Below are 18034 nucleotides of genomic sequence, written 5' to 3'. Positions count from 1 at the left end.
TCCCTTAACTTTGTAGGAGCCGAACGTCCCGCTCGATCGAGCGAAGGGCGGTCGTGAGCCGGGCCCCGTGCAGGCAACCCCTGCGGCTCCGCGCTCCCCGCCCCTTCCGGCGTCTCCCCGTACCACTCGCTTTCCGCGCTCTTCGCGTGCCGAAGGAGTCGATTCCCATGGCCGAGACGACCGTCCGCCGCCGAGTCCGCCATCTCTCCCCCACCAGTGACTCCGACCGCAAGAACGCCGCGGCCGCCCTCCAGCGCGCCCTCGACCGCCGGGACAACGGCGGCGCCACCGGCCACTGAGCCGGAGGTGACAGGCCGGCGTCCGCATGCCGGACGCCGCATGTCATCCCGTGGGACGAGGGGTAGGGTGCCGTCATGTCTCGCAGCCTCAATCTCGCAGTGATTCCCGGTGACGGCATCGGCCAGGAGGTCGTGGCCGAAGGTCTCAAGGTCCTCTCCGCCGTCCTTCCGCAGGATGTGAAGCTGGAGACCAAGGAGTTCGACTTCGGCGCCCGGCGCTACCACGCCACCGGTGAGACGCTCACCGACGCCGACCTCGACGCCCTCAAGGCGCACGACGCCATCCTGCTCGGCGCGATCGGCGACCCGTCAGTGCCGTCCGGCGTCCTGGAGCGCGGCTTCCTGCTCAAGCTCCGCTTCGCCTTCGACCACCACGTCAACCTGCGGCCGTCCAAGCTGCTGCCGGGTGTCGCCACCCCGCTCGCCGGGCAGCCGGAGATCGACTTCGTCGTCGTCCGCGAGGGCACCGAGGGCCCCTACACCGGCAACGGCGGCACCATCCGCAAGGGCACCGAGCACGAGGTCGCCACCGAGGTCTCCGTCAACACGGCCTTCGGTGTCGAGCGCGTCGTCCGCGACGCCTTCGCCCGCGCGCAGGCCCGCCCGCGCAAGAAGCTGGCGCTGATCCACAAGAACAACGTGCTGACCTTCGCCGGTCACCTGTGGACGAACGTCTTCGACAAGGTGGCCGCGGAGTACCCCGAGGTCACCACCGAGTACATGCACGTCGACGCGGCGACGATCTACCTCGTCACCCAGCCCGAGCGCTTCGACGTGATCGTCACCGACAATCTCTTCGGCGACATCATCACCGACCTCGCCGCGGCCGTCTCCGGCGGCATCGGCGTCGCCGCGAGCGGGAACATCAACCCCTCCGGCGACTTCCCCTCGATGTTCGAGCCGGTCCACGGTTCCGCGCCCGACATCGCCGGCCAGGGCAAGGCCGACCCCACCGCCACGGTGCTGTCCGTCGCCCTGCTGCTGCGCCACCTCGGTCACGAGGCCGAGGCCACCCGGATCGAGGACGCCGTCTCCGCGGACCTCGGCGAGCGCGGGGACCTGCCCGCCCGGAGCACCTCCGAGATCGGCGACGCGCTCGCCGTACGAGTAGCCGGCTGACACCCGCCGCGCCACTCGATCGAATCCGTTTCGAAGCCGCCGGGTCTCAAAACAAGGCACCCGGCGGCTTTCTCCTGCGTCCGCCAGGTGCGACCATCGAACCCTGGGCCGCATTCACCCCGTTTCAGCCATCGCCACTCGCGCGCGATAATCGAACGCGAAGCCGCGACATGAGGGAATGCTCGGACGTCCTAGCACCGGCCACCGGCCGTACGGGCGTGACCGCGGCCCGTCACAACCGAACCGGTGAAGGACATCAACCCATGACGACGCCCACGATCGAGCTCAAGCCCTCCGCCAACCCGCTCTCCGACACGGAGCGGCAGGCGATCCTGGCCAACCCCGGGTTCGGCCGCCACTTCACCGATCACATGGTGACGGTGAAGTGGACCGAGGGCCGGGGCTGGCACGACGGTCAGCTCGTTCCGTACGCCCCGCTCTCCCTCGACCCGGCCACCATGGTCCTGCACTACGCGCAGGAGATCTTCGAGGGTCTGAAGGCCTACCGGCGCCCCGACGGGTCCGTCGCCACCTTCCGCCCGGAGAAGAACGCGCAGCGCTTCCAGGCGTCCTCGCGCCGGCTCGGCATGCCGGAGCTGCCGGTGGAGACGTTCATCGAGGCGTGCGACGCCCTTGTCCGGCAGGACCGGAACTGGGTGCCCGGGCACGGCGGCGAGGAGTCCCTCTACCTCCGCCCCTTCATGATCGCCACCGAGGTGGGTCTGGGTGTGAAGCCGGCCAACGAGTACCTCTTCATCGTCATCGCCTCCCCGGCCGGCGCCTACTTCCCCGGCGGCGTCAAGCCGGTCTCCATCTGGGTCTCCGAGGACCGGGTCCGCGCCGTCCCCGGCGGCATGGGCGACGCCAAGACCGGCGGCAACTACGCCGCCTCCCTGCTCGCCCAGGCCGAGGCCGCCGCGAAGGGCTGCGACCAGGTCTGCTACCTCGACGCGGTCGAGCACCAGTGGGTCGAGGAACTCGGCGGCATGAACCTGTACTTCGTCTACGGGGACAAGATCGTCACCCCGGCCCTCACCGGCTCCATCCTGGAGGGCGTCACCCGCGACTCCCTCCTCACGGTCGCCCGCGACCTCGGCTACGAGGCCGAGGAGGGCCGCGTCTCGGTCGAGCAGTGGCAGCGCGACTCGGAGAACGGCACCCTCACCGAGGTCTTCGCCTGCGGCACCGCGGCCGTGATCACTCCGGTCGGCACGGTGAAGCGGGCCGGTGCCCAGTGGCAGCAGAGCGGGGGCGAGCCCGGCGAGGTGACACGGCGGCTGCGTAGCGCGCTGCTGGACATCCAGCGGGGCACGGCCGAGGACACGCACGGGTGGATGCACCGCCTGGCGTGAGGACTCCGGCGGCATAGGCCGGGCGTCGCCGGGGGCTCCGCCCCCGGACCCCCGGCCTATGCCCGCCGCCCACCACTCGACTCGGTCGGGCGGGAAGCGGGCCCGACCGGCGCCTCCCCGGGTGCCGTCACCACGGCGGCACCGGCACCCGGTGTCCACACCAGGTACACCACCCCGCCCACCAGCCCCGACAGCAGGAAGCTGCAGTCCACCCCGCCGGTGAAGGCCAGCAGCGGGCCCTCGTACGACGGCAGGGACACCGCCAGCAGGCCGACGGCCGCGCCCACCGCCCAGGCCACCGTGGCGGGGACGTTCCAGCCGACCCGGTACCAGTAGGCGCCGCCGCGGGCCCGGCGGTTGAAGACCTGGAGCGCGTCGGCGTCGTACACCCCGCCGCAGCGGACGAAGCCGATCATCGTGATGACCGCCCACGGCGTGCCGATCGCCGTCAGCAGCAGCACGAACGACGTCATCGCCGACTGCGCGTCCCAGGCGTAGTGCCCGACGAAGACACAGGCCGTGGCGACCACGGCGACCGCGCAGGTGGCCCGGGCCCGGGAGGCGCGCGGCAGGATGGCGTCCAGGTCCAGGCCCATGGAGTACAGCATCAGCCCCGCGTTGCCGACCGAGCCCGCGGAGGCGGCGAGCAGCAGCGGGACCAGGTACCAGGTGGGGGCGGCGTCGACCAGCGGCCCGGCGTAGTCCAGGGCGGCGCGGGCGGCGTACGCGGTGAAGGTGCCGAAGAGCTGCGGCACCAGCAGGCCCAGCATCAGCCCCAGCCAGGTCGCGTGCAGTACCCGGCGGGAGGAGAAGCGGGCCGGGGAGATGTACCGGGTGTAGTCGCCGAGCAGGGTGATGAAGGCGACCGGCCCGGACAGGCCGGCGGCCACGGCCGCGAGCAGCCACGTCGGCCAGAACCCGCCCAGCAGGTACCCGCCCGCGTCCGGCAGCGCGGCGGTCGTGAAGTCGGGGGCGTAGGCGATCACGCCCAGGACCAGCAGGGCGGTCATGCCGAAGGCCAGCACCCGGGACATGGCGAGCAGCACCCGGTAGCCGTAGACCGCGCCCGCCACGGTCGCCGCGGCGAGCAGCCCGTAGACCACGGCGTACGCGGCCCCGCCCTGCGGCAGGCCGAAGAGCCGGCCCAGCACGCCCATCATCACGTCGCCGCCGATCCACACGGTCAGCGCGGTGTAGCCGAGGGCGAGGAGCAGGCCGAGCACCGAGCCGACCAGTCGTCCGCGCACGCCGAACTGGGCGCCGGACGACGTGGACAGGTTGGTGCCGGTGCGCAGGGAGACCAGGGCCAGCGGAGCCGTGAAGAGGGTGCCGACGACCGTACCCGCCACCACCGAGCTGACCGACGCCCACCAGTCGAGGCCGAAGGACGGCGGCAGCCAGCCGAAGACGATCACGCCCAGGCAGAGATTGGACCCCAGCAGGATCGAGACCAGGTCCCGGGGCCCGCTGGTGCGTTCCCCTTCGGGGATGGTGTCGACTCCGCGCTGTTCTATCGGCATGGCTGGTCTCCTTCGACGGCCGCCTGAGGTTTAGAGCGACGTTCAATGTGACGTCTGCCCCGTCGGTCCGTCAATCCTTCCGTTGCAGGAATCGCATGTTTAGAGTGTTGCTCTAATGTCATGTCGGCAAGGAGGTACCGCGTCGTGAGACTGACTCCCACGGAACGTGACCGGCTGCTGCTCTTCGGAGCGGCCGAGCTGGCCCGTGCCCGCCGCGCGCGCGGGCTCAGGCTGAACGTGCCGGAGGCGACCGCGCTGATCGCGGACACCGTGTGCGAGGCCGCCCGCGACGGTGCCCGCCTCGCGGAGGCGATCGAACGGGCCCGGTCCGTACTCGGCCCGGACGACGTGCTGCCCGGTGTCGCGGACGTGGTCACCGAGGTGCATGTGGAGGCCGTCTTCGACGACGGCTCCCGGCTCGCGGTCGTCTCCGACCCCATCGGGGGCGGGGCGCTCGGACCGGCGGGCCCGGGGGCCCTGCTGCCGGGCCCCGGTCACGCGGAACCCGAGGCCGCGGTGCGTGTCCCGGTCACCAACACCGCGACCGTGCCGGTCTCCGTGACCTCGCACTTCCACTTCTTCGAGGCCAACCCGCGCCTGGACTTCGACCGCGAGCGGGCCTACGGCATGCGCCTCGCCGTCCCCGCCGGTTCCTCGGTCCGCTTCGGACCCGGGGAGAGCGCCGAGGTCGGCCTCGTGCCCATCGGCGGCCGGCGGATCGCGATCGGCTTCGCCGGCCTGGTCGACGGTCCGCTGGACGCGCCGGGGGCCAAGGAGGAGGCGCTGCGGCGGGCCGCGGCCTGCGGATACCTGGGGATCACCACACCGGAAGGAGGCGGGCGATGAGCCGCTCGAAGGGACGCGAGATCAGCGAGTCGATCCACATCGACCCCCACGCCTACGCCGCCACCCACGGCCCCCGCGCCGGCGACCGCGTCCGCCTCGGCGACTCGGGGCTGGTGATCCGCGTCGAGTCCGACGCCCAGCGCTACGGCGACGAGTTCCTCGCCGGGTTCGGCAAGACCGCACGCGACGGACTGCACCTCAAGGCCGCCGCCGTCCGCGAGACCTGCGACGTCGTGATCAGCAACGTCGTCGTGATCGACGCCGCCCAGGGGATCAGGAAGGTCTCCATCGGCATCCGCGAGGGCCGGATCCGCGGGATCGGCCGGGCCGGTAACCCCGACACCCTCGACGGGGTCGACGTCGTGGTCGGCACGGGCACGTCCATCGTCTCCGGCGAGGGCCTCATCGCCACCGCCGGCGCCGTCGACACCCACGTCCACCTGCTCTCCCCGCGCGTCATGGAGGCGTCGCTCGCGTCCGGCGTGACGACGATCATCGGCCAGGAGTTCGGCCCCGTCTGGGGCGTCGGCGTCAACTCGCCCTGGGCGCTGAAGCACGCGTTCGGCGCGTTCGACGCCTGGCCGGTCAACATCGGGTTCCTCGGACGGGGTTCGTCGTCCCACGAGGCGCCGCTCGTCGAGGCGCTGGCCGAGGGCGGCGCGAGCGGCTTCAAGGTGCACGAGGACATGGGCGCCCACACCCGCGCCCTCGACACCGCCCTGCGCGTCGCCGAGGAGCACGACGTCCAGGTGGCGCTGCACAGCGACGGCCTGAATGAGTGCCTCTCCGTGGAGGACACCCTCCGTGTCCTGGAGGGCCGCACCATCCACGCCTTCCACATCGAGGGCTGCGGCGGCGGGCACGTCCCCAACGTGCTGAAGATGGCCGGTGTCCCCAACGTCATCGGCTCCTCCACCAACCCCACCCTGCCCTTCGGCCGGGACGCGGTCGCCGAGCACTACGGCATGATCGTCTCCGTCCACGACCTGAAGACCGACCTGCCGGGCGACGCCGCCATGGCCCGCGACCGCATCCGCGCCGGGACCATGGGCGCCGAGGACGTGCTGCACGACCTCGGCGCGATCGGCATCACCTCCTCGGACGCGCAGGGCATGGGCCGGGCCGGTGAGACGGTCCGCCGCACCTTCGCCATGGCCGGCAAGATGAAGGCCGAGTTCGGCGCCCCCGACGACGACCACGACAACGAGCGCGTCCTGCGCTACATGGCGAAGCTGACCATCAACCCCGCCATCGCCCACGGCCTCTCCCACGAGGTCGGCTCGATCGAGGTCGGCAAGCTCGCCGACATCGTCCTGTGGCGCCCGGAGTACTTCGGTGCCAAGCCGCAGCTCGTCCTCAAGTCGGGCTTCCCGGCGTACGGCGTGGTCGGCGACCCCAACGCGGCCACCGACACCTGCGAACCCCTGGTGCTGGGCCCGCAGTTCGGCGCGCACGGCGCCACGCCCGCCGACATCTCGGTGGCTTTCGTCGCCCAGGCCGCTCTCGACCAGGGCGGCGACACGATGCCGACCCGTCGCCGCCGGGTCGCGGTGCGCGGCACCCGCGGCATCGGCCCGGCCGACCTGCGCCTGAACTCCCGTACCGGCGCGGTCGACGTCGACCAGCGCACGGGCCTGGTCACCCTGGACGGCGACCCGCTGCGCTCCGAACCGGCCGAGTCCGTCTCCCTCAACCGCCTCTACTTCCTGTGAAGGTACCCGCGATGACCCCTGCCGCCGACGGCTTCCGCATGCCCCCCGAATGGGCTCCGCACGAGCGCACCTGGATGGCGTGGCCGGGCCCCAACCCCACCTTCGAGAGCCCCGAGGAGCTGTCCGCCGCGCGTATCGCCTGGGCGTCCGTCGCCCGTGCCGTCCACCGCTTCGAGCCGGTCACGGTGGTGTGCGGCCCGGGTCAGTCGGCCGAGGCGCGCACCCTGCTGGGCGACGGGATCGACACGGTCGAGCGCGACCTGGACGACGCCTGGATGCGCGACATCGGCCCCACCTTCCTCACGGACGGCACCGAACTGGCCGCCGTCGACTGGACCTTCAACGGCTGGGGCGCCCAGGACTGGGCCCGCTGGGACCACGACGCGAAGATCGGCGCGCACGTCGCCGACCTCGCGGGCGCCCGGACGTACACCTCACCGCTGGTCAACGAGGGCGGCGGCATCCACGTCGACGGTGAGGGCACCGTCCTGCTCACCGAGACCGTGCAGCTCGGGCCCGAGCGCAACCCCGGCTGGACGAAGGAGCGGGTCGAGGCGGAGATCCACGCCCACCTCGGCACCCGCAAGGCGATCTGGCTGCCGCGCGGCCTCGCCGGCGACTACCCCCCGTACGGCTTCGGCACCCTCGGCCACGTCGACATCGTCGCCGCCTTCGCCGCCCCCGGCGTCGTCGTCGCCCACCACCAGCCCGACCCGGCCCACCCCGACCACGAGGTGACCAAGGAGGCCATCGGCATCCTGCGCTCGGCCACCGACGCCCGGGGGCGCCGCCTGGAGGTCGTCGAGGTGCCCGCCCCGACCGTCCTGGAGGCCGACGGGCACTGGGCGGACTACTCCTACATCAACCACTACCTCTGCAACGGCGGCGTCGTGCTCTGCGGCTTCGACGACCCGCGCGACGAGATCGCGGCCGGCATCTTCCGCCGGCTCCACCCGCGGCGCACGGTGACCCTGGTGGACGCGCGCACGATCTTCGCGGGCGGCGGCGGCATCCACTGCATCACGCAGCAGCAGCCGAGGACGGGCTGACGGCGGGGCGGCTTCGGCGATCGGGTAGAACGTACGGGTGGATGTACTGCTCTGCACGGCCTGCGGACACCGACTGACCGAGCCGCTGCGTCTTCTGCCCGAGGTGCCACCGCACCCGGAGTACGACGGACTGGAGAACCCCGACGGCTCGCGGCACGCCCCGCCGACCCTGCCGCCCGGCGGGTACGCGGTGGACCCCGAGCCGAGCGGGGCGCCGTACGTGCCGCACCCGGACCCGGAGTGGGAAGGGGCGACCCTGCCCGGAGTCTCGGTGGGGGAGTTGGACGGCCCCCGCACCATGGTCTCCAGGGGGCCGCGCGGCACCCTGGTGGTCAACCCGGAGGACGCCCGCGAGCGGCTGTCCGGCAATCCGGACGTCCAGGAGTCGGGGTGCTGCGGAGCACTCGGCATGGAAGGGCCCAACCAGGTGTGCGGGGGGTGCGGAGCAGCGGTGGCCACCTGGCACAGCGAGTGTTACGGGCCGTGGGAGATCCGCTTCCTCCCGGACGCGGTCCGGGTGGCCTCGGCATGAGCACCCCGGGCGCCCGCCGCCGCAACACCGCCCCACCGCGCGAGGACGTCCTCGCCGCCGCCATGGAGATGATCGCCGAGCGCGGTCTGGAGAAACTCACCATGGCGGCACTCGGCCGCGAGGTCGGCATGAGCAGCGGCCACCTCCTCTACTACTTCCGCTCCAAGGACGAACTGCTGCTGCGCACCCTGGAGTGGAGCGAGGGCCGGCTCGGCGTCGAACGCGGCCGCCTGCTGACCCGGCCGGGAACGGCCCGGGAACGCCTCGACGCCTACGTCGGCCTGTACGTCCCCGAGGGCCACCGCGATCCGCACTGGACGCTGTGGATGGAGGTCTGGAACCGCTCGCAGAGCGCCGCCGACGAATCCGCCGCCCGCGACCGGCAGGCCGCCATCGAGGGCGCCTGGCACCGCGACCTGGTGGCCCTGCTCGCCGAGGGCGTCTCGCGCGGCGAGTTCCGCCCCGTCGACCCCGACCGCTTCGCCGCCCGGCTGCGCGCCCTCCTCGACGGCTTCGCCATCCACGTGGCGATCGGACTGCGCGGGACGGACCGGGGGCGGGTTCTCGGCCATGTACGGGAGTTCCTGGACGAGAGCCTGGGCCCGGACGCCTGACCACGCGCCCGGGCCGACCGCGGGCCTACGGCACGCGTGACCAGCACGGCGCTCGCATCCTGAGACGGTCGGTGAACACGGGGGCGGTCTGTGCCAGACTGCCCCCGTGCTCTCGTTCGCCACGATTATTGGCAGCAGGCGCGCCGGTCCGCAGTGACCACCACGTACGACCAAGGTACGGGTGGACACCGTCGTCCTCGACCCGCGCGCAGACCTCTCGCACCCGCGAGAGGTTTTTCGTTTTCCTGGCCCACCCCCAGCCGGGAAGAGAGCGTGCGGGATCATAGACGGACGGTGGAACCGGTCATTCCGGTAGACCGAGATCCCCAACAGGAGTCTTCAGATCATGACCGCACCCAGCGAACTCGACGATTCGTTCCACGTCTTCGACACCACCCTGCGCGACGGTGCGCAGCGCGAGGGCATCAACCTCACGGTCGCGGACAAGCTGGCCATCGCACGGCACCTGGACGACTTCGGTGTGGGCTTCATCGAGGGCGGCTGGCCCGGCGCGAACCCGCGGGACACCGAGTTCTTCGCCCGCGCGCAGCAGGAGATCGACTTCAAGCACGCCCGGCTGGTGGCCTTCGGCTCCACCCGCCGCCCGGGTGCGACCGCCGCCGAGGACCACCAGGTCAAAGCGCTCCTGGAGTCCGGCGCCCAGGTGATCACCCTGGTCGCCAAGTCCCACGACCGGCACGTCGAACTCGCCCTGCGCACCACGCTCGACGAGAACCTGGCGATGGTGCGGGACACCGTCTCCCACCTCGTCGCGCGGGGCCGCCGGGTCTTCGTCGACTGCGAGCACTTCTTCGACGGCTACCGCGCCAACCCCGAGTATGCGAAGGCCGTCGTCCGCGCCGCCTCGGAAGCGGGCGCCGACGTCGTCATCCTCTGCGACACCAACGGCGGCATGCTCCCGGCGCAGATCCAGGCCGTGGTCGGCACGGTACTGGCCGACACCGGCGCCCGGCTCGGCATCCACGCCCAGGACGACACCGGCTGCGCCGTCGCCAACACCCTCGCCGCGGTCGACGCGGGCGCGACCCACGTCCAGTGCACGGCGAACGGCTACGGCGAGCGCGTCGGCAACGCCAACCTGTTCCCGGTCGTGGCCGCGCTGGAGCTGAAGTACGGCAAGCGGGTCCTCCCCGAGGGCAGGCTCCGCGAGATGACCCGCATCTCCCACGCCGTCGCCGAGGTCGTCAACCTCACCCCCTCCACCCACCAGCCCTACGTCGGCGTCTCCGCCTTCGCGCACAAGGCCGGTCTGCACGCCTCCGCGATCAAGGTCGATCCCGACCTGTACCAGCACATCGCCCCCGAGCTGGTCGGCAACACCATGCGGATGCTGGTCTCCGACATGGCCGGCCGCGCCTCCATCGAGCTGAAGGGCAAGGAACTCGGCATCGACCTCGGCGGCGACCGCGAACTGGTCGGCCGGGTCGTCGAGCGCGTGAAGGAACGCGAGCTGGCGGGCTACACCTACGAGGCCGCGGACGCGAGTTTCGAACTCCTGCTGCGCGCCGAGGCCGAGGGCAGCCCCCTCGAGTACTTCGACGTCGAGTCCTGGCGCTCGATCGCCGAGGACCGCCCCGACGGCACCCACGCCAACGAGGCCACGGTCAAGCTCTGGGCCAAGGGTGAGCGCATCGTCGCCACGGCCGAGGGCAACGGGCCGGTCAACGCCCTGGACCGCGCCCTGCGGGTCGCCCTGGAGAAGATCTACCCGGAGCTGGCCAAGCTCGACCTGGTCGACTACAAGGTCCGCATCCTGGAGGGCGTGCACGGCACCCAGTCCACGACGAGGGTCCTCATCTCCACGAGCGACGGGACGGGGGAGTGGTCCACGGTGGGCGTCGCGGAGAACGTCATCGCCGCCTCGTGGCAGGCCCTGGAGGACGCCTACACGTACGGGCTGCTGCGGGCGGGGGTCGCACCCGCCGGGTGAGCCGGTGCCCGGTCCGGTCCTCCCGACGGTGTCCCGGTCGGTTTCCTGACCCGTACTGATGTCTTATTGGGGTCGATTCGGGTACTTTCGAACGTATGAAGGACGCACGTGTTCGAGTCCTCATACGCCTCCTGGTCGCGCCGGTCATCGCCGCGCTGGCGGTGCTGATGGCCGGTGCGCCGGGCGCCCAGGCGGCCACCGACGTCTCCGAGATCGGCGCGGCCCTGCGCGAGAGTCCCGTGTACGTGGACCCGGCCGCCGCCGACCTGCTGTCGTCGGCGGACGCGGAAGCGCTCGCCGACAAGATCGAGGACGCGAACGAACCCGTCTTCGTGGCGGTCCTCCCCGCCGATTACCCGACCGAGAACCTCTTCCGGAACCTGCGTACCGAGACCGGCATCACCGGTCTGTACGGCGTCCGGCTCGGCGATCAGTTCGACGCACGCGCCGACAGCAGGGTGCTGAGCCGCCAGGGCGTGGAGAACCTGGTCACGGCCGCGCAGGGCGCGGGCGACACCAAGGCCCAGCTGAACGACTTCGTCGACGACGCGCTGCGCAGCGTGCGCGGCTCCGCACCCTCGTCCTGGGACTCCGGCGGCGCCTCGGCGCCGACCGGTGCGCTGATCACCGCCGGCGCGGTCGTGGCCATCGGCGGCGCGAGCGTCTACGCGCTCTCCCGGCGCAATCGGCGCCGCCGCGAGGAGGAGCAGCGGGAGGCGCTGGAGAGGCTGCGCGTGGTGGTCGACGAGGACATCACGGCGTTCGGCGAGGAACTCGACCGTCTGGACTTCCACCCGGCGGAACCGCGCGCCGACGACGCGATGCGCACGGACTACGAACGCGCCCTCGACGCCTACGAGCAGGCCAAGACGTTCATGGGCGACGCCCGTAAACCGGAGGACGTCCGCGCGGTCACCCAGGCCCTGGAGGACGGCCGCTTCTCGCTCGCACAGCTCGCCGCCCGCCGCGAGGGCAGGCAGCTGCCCGAACGCCGCCCGCCCTGCTTCTTCGACCCGCGCCACGGCCCGTCGGTCGCCGACGTCACCTGGACCCCGCAGGGCGGTGCCACCCGCCAGGTCCCGGTCTGCGCCGCCGACCAGGCCCGCCTCTCCGACGGACGCGACCCGATGATCCGCGAGGTGGACACCGAGTACGGCCGCCGCCCCTACTGGGACGCGGGCCCGGCCTACGGACCCTGGGCGGGCGGCTACTTCGGCGGCGGCATCCTGCCCGGCCTGCTGGTCGGCACCATGCTGGGCAGCATGATGGCGGGCCCCGCCTACGGAGCCGGTTACGGTGCCGGCTACGGCGACTTCGGCGGCCACGAGGGCGGCGACGTCTCCGGCGCGGACTTCGACCCGGGCGACTTCGGCGGCGGATTCGGGGGCGGCGACTTCGGCGGGGGCGGCGGTTTCGGCGGCGGAGGCGACTTCGGCGGAGGCTTCTGACGGCGCTCCCGACGGTGCCCCGCCGCCGGGCGGGGCCGGAGTCGGACCGGTATCGAGATATTCAGACCGGCGTCACGCGGGACGACCGCGGTGCCCGGGACGCCCGCCGCACAGCCGACGCCGCGACGGCGAGAACGAGGGCGGCGGCGACGAGTCCCGCGCTGACCCACACCGGCGACCGGTACCCGAACCCCGCGCCGATCGCCGCACCCCCGGCCCACGGACCCAACGCCGCCCCCACGTTGAACGCGGCCGTCGCGAAGCCCCCGGCCAGCGTGGGCGCACCCGGCGCCGCGTACAGCGCCTGCGAGATGAGCGTGGAGCCGACCCCGAAGGAGAGGGCGCCCAGCAGGAACACGAGGGTGAGGGCCGGAACCGGGTCACCGGCGCCGAGCGCGAGCGCGCACCACCCGGCGCACAGCGTGGCACCGCCCGCCGTCACCACCGGCAGCGGACGCCGGTCGGCGAACCGCCCGCCCGCACTCACCCCGGCGAACGCCCCCGCCCCGAACAGCGCCAGCACGCCGGGCACCCACGCGTCGTCGAGCCCGCCGACCTCGGTGGCCAGCGGCGCGAGGTAGGTGAACGCGCAGAAGGTCGCCCCGTTCACCAGCGCTCCCAGCAGCAGCGTGACCAGGAGGTGCGGGCTGCGCAGGGCCCGTACCTCGCCCCGCAGCGGGGGAGGAGCGACGTCGGCGGCCCCGCCCGGAACCGACCGGGCGACCGCCACCACGGCGGGTACCGACAGCAGCGCCACCGCCCAGAACGCCGACCGCCAGCCCCACAGCTGCCCGAGCAGTGCCCCGGCGGGCACCCCGACCACGCAGGCCAGCGTGACCCCGGCGAGCAGAGTGGACGTGGCCCGCCCCTTCGCCTCCGGGGCGACCATCCCCGTGGCGGCCACCAGGGCGACGGCCAGGAACCCGGCGTCGGCCAGCGCCCCGACCACCCGCGTGGCCAGCAGCACTCCGAAACTGTCGGTGGCGGCACCGACCACATGGACGGCGAGGAAGACGATCAGGAAGCCCAGCAGGGCGCCCCGTCGTGACCAGCGCCGGCCGAGCGCCGCCATCAGCGGCGCCCCGACGACCATGCCCACCGCGAAGGCGGAGGTCAGCGCCCCCGCGGCCGGCACGGTGACCTGTAGGTCCCTGGCGATGTCCGGCACCAGCCCGGACAGCATGAACTCGGACGTTCCCTGGGCGAACACGGCAAGGCCCAGCAGAAGAAGAGCGAACGGCATGAGGAAACTCCGCACCCGGAAGTCGACGTCGAACACGACACGGCGGTCGGTCGTCCGGCGGGCGGCGGTGGAGACAGCGGCGACTACGGGTACGCGCGCGGCGCGTCCCTCAGCCCGGCATCACGAACGGCCACCGGAGGACCGGTGGCCGGAGTCTGGACGCTTCGGGGCTGTTCACGTCGGACAGATTAGCGCCTCTCGGCACAGGACACGACCGAGTATGCGGCGGCCGAGCGGGCGGGCCGGGTGGACCGGACGGGACGGGTCCGCGACCCGTCGCCGCCCCCGCCGCCGCCCCCGCGCCGGACCACGACGACCGCCGCGAGGCCGACGGCCAGGCCGAGCGCGGTCTGTACGCCGAAGGGTTCACCGAACATCAGGGCGCCCCACACGGCCGTGACCGGGGCCATGAGGAACATGAGGGTGTTGACCTCGGTGATTCCGGACCGTCGCAGGATCAGCCAGTACAGCCCGTAGCCGCCGAAGGTGGGCAGCACGATGAGCCAGGCGGTCGCCACCCAGAACGAGGACTCGGCCGGCGGGGCCGCGGCCCCGGTGCCGAACGCCAGGCCCGAGAAGAGGACGGCGCTGGTCGCGCAGTGGATCGTCAGCGCCACCCGGGGCTCGACCGGCAGGCGTGAGCGGCCCTCCAGGAAGGTGGCCGCCACCAGCGACAGCATGCCGAGGAAGGGCACGAAGTACGCCCACCAGGCCACGTCCGCTCCCGCCGCCGCGGCGTCGGCGACCGTGACCGTGGCGACGCCGGCCAGCCCCAGCCACAGTCCGAGCCACTGCCGGCGCGAGACGTACTGCCGCAGCAGCGGGCCGGCGAGCGCACCGGCGACGAGCGGCTGGACACCGTCGATCAGCGCGGTGGTGCCGCTGGAGACGCCGAGCTGGATGGCGTAGTAGACGCTGAGCAGATACCCGCTCTGCGACAGGGCGCCGACGGCGATCTGCCGGCCGGCGTCCCGGAGCGTCAGGCCCCGCCACGCCGCGCGGGAGACGGCCGCGACGGCGACGAGGACCACGGCGAGTGGCAGGAAGCGCCACATCAGGAGCGTGGTCGCGTCCGCCGTTCCGGCGCCGAGCTTGGCGCCGATGAAGCCGGAGCTCCAGCACAGTACGAAGGCGACCGAGAGCAGTGCGTTCACGTCGACCACATCCGGGTTGAAGTAGACAGATCGGTTTACTTACGTTCCGGGTGCCCACTATACAGGTCGGTATACTCGTGGATATGGAGCCTGTGGAGAAGCCGCACCGCGTCCGCATGACGCCCGGCGCGCGACGCGTCCTGGAAGCCGCCGAGCGGCTGTTCTACGAGCGCGGCATCCATGCCGTGGGCGTGGACCTCATCGCCGCCGAGGCCGGGGTGACCAAGAAGACGCTGTACGACCGGTTCGGCTCGAAGGAGCAGATCGTCGTGGAGTACCTGGCCGCGCGCGACGAGCGCTGGCGGGAGATGCTGGCCGACCGTCTGGAGGCGGCCTCGGGGCAGGGCCCGGCCGCCCGGGTCCTGGCCGTCTTCGAGGCCTCGCGCGCGTGGGCGGCGGAGTACGGGGCCAAGGGGTGCAGCATGATCAACGCCCATGCGGAGATCAGCGACCCGGCCCACCCGGCGTACCCGGTCATCACCGGGCAGAAGCGGTGGATGCTCGACCTGTTCGCCCGCCTCGCCCGGGAGGCCGGCGCGGCCGGCCGGGGCGACGCGGCCGGCGGGGCGGGGGTGGACCGGCTGGCGCGCACGCTGATGCTGCTGCACGAGGGCGCGCTGGTCACGCACGGGCTGGGCGTCTTCCCGGACCCCTTCGGCCAGGCCCTCGACCAGGCGCGGGACCTGCTGGAAAACGGGGCGGCGGCCGGGCGGGGCGCACCGCTCCGGTGAGCCCGGGTCCTCCACTGCCGCGCGCCTCGTCATCGACGCGCGGAACGCCGTGGTCGCCATGGCGCACCGGGCCGCCGAGACGGTCGCCGCGATCGCGGGACCGGGCGAGCGGGCCCGGGCGGCCGGTGCGCCGGTGGTGGCGTCACGCCTGCTTGATCGCCGAGATGTCGAAGTTCAGCTTGATCTTGTCGGAGACCAGCACGCCGCCCGTCTCCAGTGCCGCGTTCCAGGTGAGCCCCCACTCCGAGCGCTTGATCTCCGCCTTGCCCTCGAAGCCGACACGCTCGTTGCCGAACGGGTCCTTGGCGGCGCCGTTGAACTCCAGGTCGATGGTGAGCGGCCTGGTGGTCCCGAGGATCGTGAGGTCGCCGGTGATGCGGTAGTCGTCGCCGCCCAGGGTCTCCGCCTCGGTGGAGCGGAAGGTCATCTTCGGGAACTCGTCCGTCTTGAAGAAGTCGGAGCTCTTGAGGTGACCGTCGCGGTCGGCGGAACCCGTGTCGATGCTGTCCATCGTGATGTCGAGGGACGCCGTGGAGCGGGTCGGGTCGACGCCGTCCAGGTGCAGGTCGCCGCTGAAGTCGAGGAACTTGCCCTTGACGTTGGTGACCATGGCGTGGCGCGCCGTGAAGCCGATCGTCGTGTGGGCGGGGTCGATCGTGTACTCGCCGGTCAGGGTGGCGAGGTCGGGGGTCGTGGTCATGGGGTCCTCCTGGGAACGGTCGAGTCGGAGTACCGAAGGGCACCTGACGTCGAACACGATGTTGAATGTTCAACCAGTTCAACGGTCCCGACTGTAGACCTATTCCGTTCAGCGTTCAACTACTGCGTGCGGGGTGGCGGCGATGTCCGCGACGCCTGAGGTGCCGTCCGCGTGTGGACGTACAACTGCCGCCGGTCGCCGACGCCGACGGGTCGCGGCAGGGGGAGTTCGTACCGCACGGGCCTGCTGTGGTCCGCGAACTGCCGGCGCGGGTTGTAGACCTGGTTGAACTTCCACAGCATGCGAGCGAAGTTCGTCTGCCCGTGCAGCAGGTTCCGGCCGAGGATCCGGGCCGCGCCGAACGCCGTCCGCAGGCCCAGGTGCTTGCGGTTGATCACGGCCTGGGTGCGCACCAGTTCCTCGTAGAACCGGTCCAGCGGCAGCGTCGTCGGCACCACGGCGTGCTGGATGTCGAAGAGGCGGTAGTCGCGGGTGGTGAGGCGGCGCGACTCGGTGTGCCAGATCTCCGTCCCCGGATACGGCGTCATCACCGTGAAGTGCACGATCTCCGGCACCGACAGCGCGAACTCCCGCACCACCCGGAAACGCTCCTCGTCCCAGGCCGGGTCCACGATGAGGTTGATGGCGACCTGGATGCCCAGTCGCCGGGCCGTCTCCAGCGCCCGGAGGTTCTCGTCCGGGCTGATCCGCTTGCGGAACAGGTCCAGGCCCTCGGCGTCGATGGCCTCCATGCCCAGGAACATGTAGCGCAGGCCGAGCCGCGCCCACCGCTCGAAGACCTCGGGGTGGCGCAGCAGCACGTCGCTGCGCGTCTCCAGGTAGTACTGCTTGCGGATGCCGCGCCGTTCCACCTCGGCGGCGATGGCGTTGCCGTGCTCGGGCCGGATGAAGGCCACGTCGTCCACGATGAAGACGTTGGGCTCGCGGATCCTCGCCAGGTCCTCGGCCGCGGCCTCGGGGGAGGCCTTGCGGTAGCTGCGGCCGTAGAACGTCCAGGCGGAGCAGAACGAACAGTCCCAGGGGCAGCCGCGGGTGAACTCGATGGAGGCGCACGGGTCCAGCTCGCCGATGAAGTAGCGGCGCCGGTTGCGCATCAGGTCGCGGGCCGGGAGCGGGGAGTCGATGCCGTGCATCATCAGCGGCGCGGGTCCGCGTCCGGCGGCGGTGATGATCCCGGGGACGCCCTCCACTCCGCCGTCGCGCACCGCCTCCAGCAGGGGCGCGATCACCGGTTCGCCCTCGCCCCGGACCACCGCGTCCACCGCCCCGGCCGACTGCTCCAGCACGTCCTCGGCGACGAAGGAGACGCTGTGCCCGCCGAAGAAGACGAAGCAGTCCGGAACCTCCCGCTTCACCTTCGACGCCAGGTCGATCGCCTCCGGGATGTTCGCCAGGTAGTTCAGCGAGACACCGAGGGCCTGAGGCCGGAACGACCGCACCTCGTCCCGCAGGGTCGCCAGGTCCAGTACCTGGAGGTCCACGACCCTGACCTCGTGCCCCGCCTCGCGGGCCGCGCCCGCCACCCGTTCGAGTCCCAGGGGTTCCAGGCGCAGGAAGATCTCGGAGTACATCAGGGCGCTGGGATGGACGAGCAGCAGGCGCATGGTCACCTCGTCGCGGATCGGAACGCACCGGAACGTAGGCGAACCGGAACGGTGGTCAGGCCTCCCCTTGGTAACCCGGCGGACCCCGCCCCCGCAGCACGTGTACCGCCGCCTGGCGGACCCCGGATCGGGGAAAGGC

The 18034-nt window shown here is 72.1% G+C and carries 16 protein-coding genes; 11 read left to right on the top strand and 5 right to left on the bottom strand.

The features are described 5' to 3' along the window. Positions 1-167 precede the first annotated feature (167 nt). From ACIQ6R_RS30755 to ACIQ6R_RS30745, 3 genes are all read left to right on the top strand, one after another. Positions 168-299: a hypothetical protein gene (locus ACIQ6R_RS30755; protein WP_404183280.1), complete on the top strand. Its 132-nt coding sequence runs from the start codon at positions 168-170 to the stop codon at positions 297-299. 75 nt (positions 300-374) lie between these two features. After that, positions 375-1418, top strand: coding sequence for a 3-isopropylmalate dehydrogenase (locus ACIQ6R_RS30750; RefSeq protein WP_404183277.1), 1044 nt, complete (start codon positions 375-377; stop codon positions 1416-1418). Between the two features lie 263 nt (positions 1419-1681). Continuing rightward, positions 1682-2770: a branched-chain amino acid aminotransferase gene (locus ACIQ6R_RS30745; protein WP_404183274.1), complete on the top strand. Its 1089-nt coding sequence runs from the start codon at positions 1682-1684 to the stop codon at positions 2768-2770. 56 nt (positions 2771-2826) lie between these two features. Here ACIQ6R_RS30745 and ACIQ6R_RS30740 read toward each other — a convergent pair whose 3' ends face one another. Then, positions 2827-4290 (bottom strand): cytosine permease, encoded by a 1464-nt coding sequence (locus ACIQ6R_RS30740; protein ID WP_404224844.1) that lies wholly within the window; start codon positions 4288-4290, stop codon positions 2827-2829. Between the two features lie 144 nt (positions 4291-4434). Here ACIQ6R_RS30740 and ureA point away from each other — a divergent pair, with 144 nt between their 5' ends. The 7 genes from ureA to ACIQ6R_RS30705 all read left to right on the top strand — a co-directional run bounded on the left by ureA (position 4435) and on the right by ACIQ6R_RS30705 (position 12442). Beyond that, positions 4435-5136, top strand: coding sequence for an urease subunit gamma (ureA, locus tag ACIQ6R_RS30735; RefSeq protein ID WP_404183268.1), 702 nt, complete (start codon positions 4435-4437; stop codon positions 5134-5136). Beyond that, positions 5133-6848: an urease subunit alpha gene (locus ACIQ6R_RS30730; protein ID WP_404183265.1), complete on the top strand. Its 1716-nt coding sequence runs from the start codon at positions 5133-5135 to the stop codon at positions 6846-6848. The genes ureA and ACIQ6R_RS30730 overlap by 4 nt, the downstream gene beginning before the upstream one ends. 11 nt (positions 6849-6859) lie before the next feature. Continuing rightward, complete coding sequence (locus ACIQ6R_RS30725; RefSeq protein ID WP_404183262.1) at positions 6860-7897, top strand: agmatine/peptidylarginine deiminase; 1038 nt, start codon at positions 6860-6862, stop codon at positions 7895-7897. 37 nt (positions 7898-7934) lie between these two features. After that, complete coding sequence (locus ACIQ6R_RS30720) at positions 7935-8429, top strand: hypothetical protein (protein ID WP_404183259.1); 495 nt, start codon at positions 7935-7937, stop codon at positions 8427-8429. Next, a complete protein-coding gene (locus ACIQ6R_RS30715) occupies positions 8426-9043 on the top strand; it encodes a TetR/AcrR family transcriptional regulator (RefSeq protein ID WP_404224842.1) in 618 nt (205 codons plus the stop codon). The genes ACIQ6R_RS30720 and ACIQ6R_RS30715 overlap by 4 nt, the downstream gene beginning before the upstream one ends. A 346-nt stretch (positions 9044-9389) precedes the next feature. After that, on the top strand, positions 9390-10994 hold the full coding sequence (gene cimA, locus ACIQ6R_RS30710) for a citramalate synthase (RefSeq protein WP_404224840.1): 1605 nt from the start codon (positions 9390-9392) through the stop codon (positions 10992-10994). 95 nt (positions 10995-11089) lie between these two features. Next, positions 11090-12442 (top strand): hypothetical protein, encoded by a 1353-nt coding sequence (locus ACIQ6R_RS30705; protein WP_404224838.1) that lies wholly within the window; start codon positions 11090-11092, stop codon positions 12440-12442. 61 nt (positions 12443-12503) lie between these two features. Here the strand turns inward: ACIQ6R_RS30705 and ACIQ6R_RS30700 are convergent, their stop codons facing one another. Together ACIQ6R_RS30700 and ACIQ6R_RS30695 are read right to left on the bottom strand one after the other, a co-directional pair. After that, complete coding sequence (locus ACIQ6R_RS30700; protein ID WP_404224837.1) at positions 12504-13685, bottom strand: Cmx/CmrA family chloramphenicol efflux MFS transporter; 1182 nt, start codon at positions 13683-13685, stop codon at positions 12504-12506. A 188-nt stretch (positions 13686-13873) separates the two neighbouring features. After that, positions 13874-14839, bottom strand: coding sequence for a DMT family transporter (locus ACIQ6R_RS30695; protein ID WP_404224835.1), 966 nt, complete (start codon positions 14837-14839; stop codon positions 13874-13876). Between the two features lie 83 nt (positions 14840-14922). Here ACIQ6R_RS30695 and ACIQ6R_RS30690 point away from each other — a divergent pair, with 83 nt between their 5' ends. After that, positions 14923-15570, top strand: a complete 648-nt coding sequence (locus tag ACIQ6R_RS30690; RefSeq protein WP_404224834.1) for a TetR/AcrR family transcriptional regulator — start codon at positions 14923-14925, stop codon at positions 15568-15570. Positions 15571-15712: 142 nt separating this feature from the next. Here ACIQ6R_RS30690 and ACIQ6R_RS30685 read toward each other — a convergent pair whose 3' ends face one another. After that, positions 15713-16270: a YceI family protein gene (locus tag ACIQ6R_RS30685; RefSeq protein ID WP_404183241.1), complete on the bottom strand. Its 558-nt coding sequence runs from the start codon at positions 16268-16270 to the stop codon at positions 15713-15715. A gap of 119 nt (positions 16271-16389) precedes the next feature. Then, positions 16390-17895 carry a hopanoid C-3 methylase HpnR gene (gene hpnR, locus ACIQ6R_RS30680; RefSeq protein WP_404224833.1) on the bottom strand — a complete coding sequence of 502 codons (1506 nt, stop codon included), beginning with the start codon at positions 17893-17895 and terminating at the stop codon, positions 16390-16392. Between the last annotated feature and the right edge of the window lie 139 nt (positions 17896-18034).

This window comes from Streptomyces sp. NPDC096048 (assembly GCF_044763415.1).
Taxonomy (GTDB): Bacteria; Actinomycetota; Actinomycetes; order Streptomycetales; family Streptomycetaceae; genus Streptomyces.
This window is presented reverse-complemented; position numbering and strand designations above follow the sequence as displayed.

Bases quoted from the DNA above. Each gene is read 5' to 3' on its own strand.
- ACIQ6R_RS30755 (WP_404183280.1), top strand. From the start codon at position 168: ATGGCCGAGACGACCGTCCGCCGCCGAGTCCGCCATCTCTCCCCCACC.
- ACIQ6R_RS30750 (WP_404183277.1), top strand. From the start codon at position 375: ATGTCTCGCAGCCTCAATCTCGCAGTGATTCCCGGTGACGGCATCGGC.
- ACIQ6R_RS30745 (WP_404183274.1), top strand. From the start codon at position 1,682: ATGACGACGCCCACGATCGAGCTCAAGCCCTCCGCCAACCCGCTCTCC.
- ACIQ6R_RS30740 (WP_404224844.1), bottom strand. From the start codon at position 4,290: ATGCCGATAGAACAGCGCGGAGTCGACACCATCCCCGAAGGGGAACGC.
- ACIQ6R_RS30730 (WP_404183265.1), top strand. From the start codon at position 5,133: ATGAGCCGCTCGAAGGGACGCGAGATCAGCGAGTCGATCCACATCGAC.
- ACIQ6R_RS30725 (WP_404183262.1), top strand. From the start codon at position 6,860: ATGACCCCTGCCGCCGACGGCTTCCGCATGCCCCCCGAATGGGCTCCG.
- ACIQ6R_RS30715 (WP_404224842.1), top strand. From the start codon at position 8,426: ATGAGCACCCCGGGCGCCCGCCGCCGCAACACCGCCCCACCGCGCGAG.
- cimA (WP_404224840.1), top strand. From the start codon at position 9,390: ATGACCGCACCCAGCGAACTCGACGATTCGTTCCACGTCTTCGACACC.
- ACIQ6R_RS30705 (WP_404224838.1), top strand. From the start codon at position 11,090: ATGAAGGACGCACGTGTTCGAGTCCTCATACGCCTCCTGGTCGCGCCG.
- ACIQ6R_RS30700 (WP_404224837.1), bottom strand. From the start codon at position 13,685: ATGCCGTTCGCTCTTCTTCTGCTGGGCCTTGCCGTGTTCGCCCAGGGA.
- ACIQ6R_RS30690 (WP_404224834.1), top strand. From the start codon at position 14,923: ATGGAGCCTGTGGAGAAGCCGCACCGCGTCCGCATGACGCCCGGCGCG.
- ACIQ6R_RS30685 (WP_404183241.1), bottom strand. From the start codon at position 16,270: ATGACCACGACCCCCGACCTCGCCACCCTGACCGGCGAGTACACGATC.
- hpnR (WP_404224833.1), bottom strand. From the start codon at position 17,895: ATGCGCCTGCTGCTCGTCCATCCCAGCGCCCTGATGTACTCCGAGATC.